Consider the following 3,444-nt stretch of genomic DNA (forward strand, 5'->3'; position numbering starts at 1 on the left):
AACATTAAACAGGAACGTACACTGTCGCTCTCGATCATCACCGTGCAGGCGCCGCACACGCCGTGCTCGCAGCCGACATGCGTTCCGGTGAGGCCGAGTTCGCCGCGCAGGAAATCGGCGAGCAGTAGCCGCGGCTCTACGGCGCGCCGGTAGACAGCGCCGTTGACGGTCACAGTGATCTCGCGCGTTTTGCTCATGTGGCACTCTCGTTTGCGCGGCGCCACGCGGCGGAGACCGCCCGGCCAACCAACACACTTGCCAGATGACGCCGGTAATCCGACGAAGCATGAAGATCGGTTTCTGGCTCGATAGCAGCACGGACAACATCAATGATGCGGTCGATCAGGCCCGGTTCGAGTGCCTGGCCGACCAGCAGCGCTTCGGCTTCGGCGACGCGCACTGGGGTGGGGCCCACGCCGGTCAGAGCGATGCGGGCTTGGGAAATAACGCCAGCGGACAGCGTCAAGGTCGCTGCCGCGGCAGCAAGCGCGAAATCGCCGCTGCGGCGTGCAACTTCCTCGAAACCCCAGCCGGTTTTCGGCGGTAGTTTCGGCAGCGCAATCTCGGTGACGATGTCGTCGCGGGCGAGATCGACCGTGAGCGCGCCCACGAAAAAATCGCGAGCGGCGATCGTCCGCTTACCCGAAGCCGACGCAATGTGAAGCTCGGCATCAAGCAGCAGCGCCATCATCGGTAGTTCGGCGGCGGGGTCGGCATGCGACAGGCTGCCGCCAATGGTCCCGCGATTCCGTATGGCGAGGTGGGCGACGTGCGTCATGGCGGAGGCGAGGACTGGCAGATGTCGGGCGATGACTGGCGAGGTTTCGATTTGATAATGTCGCGTGAGCGCGCCGACACAAATTTTTTTTCCCGCCTCCTCGATGAAGGCCAGGTCGCCTATCCGATTGATATCGATGAGAACCGACGGACGAATGAGACGGAAATTGAGCATCGGAACGAGGCTTTGGCCACCAGCGATGATCTTCGCGTCGCCACCGCCATCAGCCAACGACGCGACTGCCATGTCGATGCTGTCGGCAATCACATAGTCGAACGCTGCAGGCTTCATGACTGTCGAAAGTCTCACGCCGTAATGACTTTCATAATTAGACTATGTAGGCTATCGTCAGTCAAGAAGCCGCGCGCAAGGTGCGCCGCAAGGCCGAGACAAAAAAATAGAGCACGCGCCAATACGGAGTGGCGGTTGAGTCAGGTTGTGAGTTTGAGGCGCCGCTCGATGCAACGCCGCGCCCGTCCGCTACGGGCGAAGCCGTTGCGAGTCGTTCACGAGCGCAACTGCTCGGTTGGCCGCACGGTCGCTATCCTGAGCGACAGCTGGGCTTTTCTTGTGCTCCGCGAAAGCTATTTTGCCGCTACGCGTTTCGAGACGTTTCAATCGGCGCTTGGAATTCCGCGCGCGACGCTTACGCAGCGATTGCGCATGCTCACCACGCAGGGCCTGCTCCGGCGCGTGCAATATTCGGAGCGCCCCCAGCGCTTCGAATATCGGCTCACGGCGATGGGCATGGATCTCTATCCTGTAATGATGGCTCTCCTCGCCTTCGGTGATAAATGGTTGAAGAAAACCGCCAAGCCGCCGATCTACCTCGTCCACAATCCTTGCGGTGAAGTGTGCCGGCCGATGGTGGCCTGCTCACAGTGCAAGGAAGAGGTCAATGTCAGAACCGTTAGCTACCGCGATGGTCCCGGCGCCGGCACCACACCCGTCGTTGACGCCAAACGCAACCGACGGCCTTCGGATCCGTCCGTACTCGACCGTGGCAGGCCGAGTTCGGTTGCCCAGACGCTGAAGATTATCGGCGACCGTTGGAGCTTCATGGTGATCCGAGAAGCCTTCTTCGGCATCCGTCGGTTTGACGATCTGCAAAACACGCTCGGCATCGCGCCTAACATTCTTACGGATCGGCTTGATCGACTTGTGGCGGAAGGAATCTTTAAACGCCGCAAATACCAGGATCTCCCAGAGCGCTACGAATATCCGCTCACTGATAAGGGCAAAGACCTCTACGGTCCGCTGATCGCGATGCTGCGTTGGGGCAACGACTGGCTTGCGCGCGGCGAAGTTCCGCTGATTCTGAAACACACGGATTGCGGCAAAGACTTCAATCCCACTGTGGTCTGCGACCACTGCCGCAAGCCACTCAAAGCTAAGGAAATGAGCTATCGCTTAAATTATCGGCCCCGCCGCGACAGCCGGCCACTCAAGCCGGGACGGCCGATCGCGCTCGAGGAAGCCTGAACTGACCGAATGTGATGAAGCGCTGAAACAGCGGGCCACTGTTGACATGCATTACTAGACTGACCAATCATTGGAGCAACAAATAAAAAAGTGCCGGGGAGGACAATCGATGCAGATCAAGCGTACGCTTGCGTTCGTTGATGACGTTGCGATTGATGCCGGGCAAACCGTGAACCCGCCGCTGCGCAAGGTCGCAGTTGTCGCCATCATCGACAATCCGTTCGCCGGAAAGTTCGAAAAGGACTTGAGCCCGCTCACCAAAGCGAGCGAAGAGATCGGCCGCCATATAAGCAAGATGGCGATCGCGCTGCTCGCCCCGCACAAGCCAGAAAGCTACGGCAAGGGTGCGGTGATAGGCACCAATGGCGAGCAAGAGCATGGTGTCGCGATGCTGACGACCGTTTTCGGAAACGTCATGCGCGACGCGGCCGGCGGTGGCAAGGCGTGGATTTCTTCGCTTACCAAGCGTGCGGCGCCAGGTGCAAGCATCGACATTCCGTTCGCGCACAAGGACGCGCTCTATGTGCGTTCGCACTACGACGGCATTACCATCACGCTAACCGACGCGCCTCTGCCGGATGAAATCGCCCTGATCTGCGCGTTTGCTAACCGCGGCCGCCCCAACCATCGCGTCGGCGGACCGAAGGCGAGCGAGATCAAGGGCGTCGACGGCCTGACGTGACGCCGGCGAGCACGGCACTACGGATAACTTTCGGAGCTGGCTATGACGACTTGTAAGACTGGTGCAGAGCACCTCAAATCCCTCAAGGACGGTCGCACAGTCTATATCGACGGCAAGCTTGTTGCCGACGTCACCGAGCATCCGGCCTTTCGCAACTCCGTGAAGTCGGCGGCGATGCTTTACGACTTCCAGGCCAAACCCGAAAACATCGAACTGATGACGTTCGTGCCGAACGGTTCGAACCGTCGCGTCAACCGTTCTTGGCAGATGCCGCGCAACTACGGCGAAATGGTACAGCGGCGCAAAGCCATGCAGGCCTGGGCCGCCATCTCCTACGGCTTCATGGGCCGTTCGCCCGATCACCTTGCCTCCGCCTTGGTCGGCCAGCGCATGGGCATCGAAGTCTTCGAAAAGCACGGAGCCGAGCGCGCCAAGGCGTTGCGCGATTATTTCGAGGAGGCGAGCCGTAACGACTACTTCCTCACTTATGTCATCATCAATC

At 59.8% G+C, this 3,444-nt stretch carries 5 protein-coding genes; 3 read left to right on the plus strand and 2 right to left on the minus strand.

What is annotated here, in order from left to right; genetic code table 11:
* The coding region (locus VN623_RS07410; RefSeq protein WP_325569651.1) for a (2Fe-2S)-binding protein at positions 1–197 on the minus strand (197 nt) is incomplete at its 3' end.
* Positions 194–1,087, minus strand: a complete 894-nt coding sequence (locus VN623_RS07415) for a xanthine dehydrogenase family protein subunit M (RefSeq protein ID WP_325569653.1) — start codon at positions 1,085–1,087, stop codon at positions 194–196. The genes VN623_RS07415 and VN623_RS07410, both read right to left, overlap by 4 nt.
* 150 nt (positions 1,088–1,237) lie before the next feature.
* Between VN623_RS07415 and VN623_RS07420 the strand changes: the two genes are divergently transcribed.
* From VN623_RS07420 to VN623_RS07430, 3 genes are all read left to right on the plus strand, one after another.
* Positions 1,238–2,260: a helix-turn-helix domain-containing protein gene (locus VN623_RS07420; protein ID WP_325569655.1), complete on the plus strand. Its 1,023-nt coding sequence runs from the start codon at positions 1,238–1,240 to the stop codon at positions 2,258–2,260.
* Positions 2,261–2,369: 109 nt separating this feature from the next.
* Entirely contained in the window at positions 2,370–2,942 is a 573-nt protein-coding gene (locus tag VN623_RS07425) for an amino acid synthesis family protein (RefSeq protein WP_325569657.1), read from the plus strand.
* A 42-nt stretch (positions 2,943–2,984) separates the two neighbouring features.
* Positions 2,985–3,444, plus strand: a 460-nt coding sequence (locus tag VN623_RS07430; RefSeq protein WP_325569660.1) for a 4-hydroxyphenylacetate 3-hydroxylase N-terminal domain-containing protein, incomplete at its 3' end; no start/stop codon positions are given.

Origin of the sequence: Hyphomicrobium sp. (assembly GCF_035572195.1) — a bacterium.
In the GTDB taxonomy this organism is placed as follows: Bacteria; Pseudomonadota; Alphaproteobacteria; order Rhizobiales; family Hyphomicrobiaceae; genus Hyphomicrobium_B.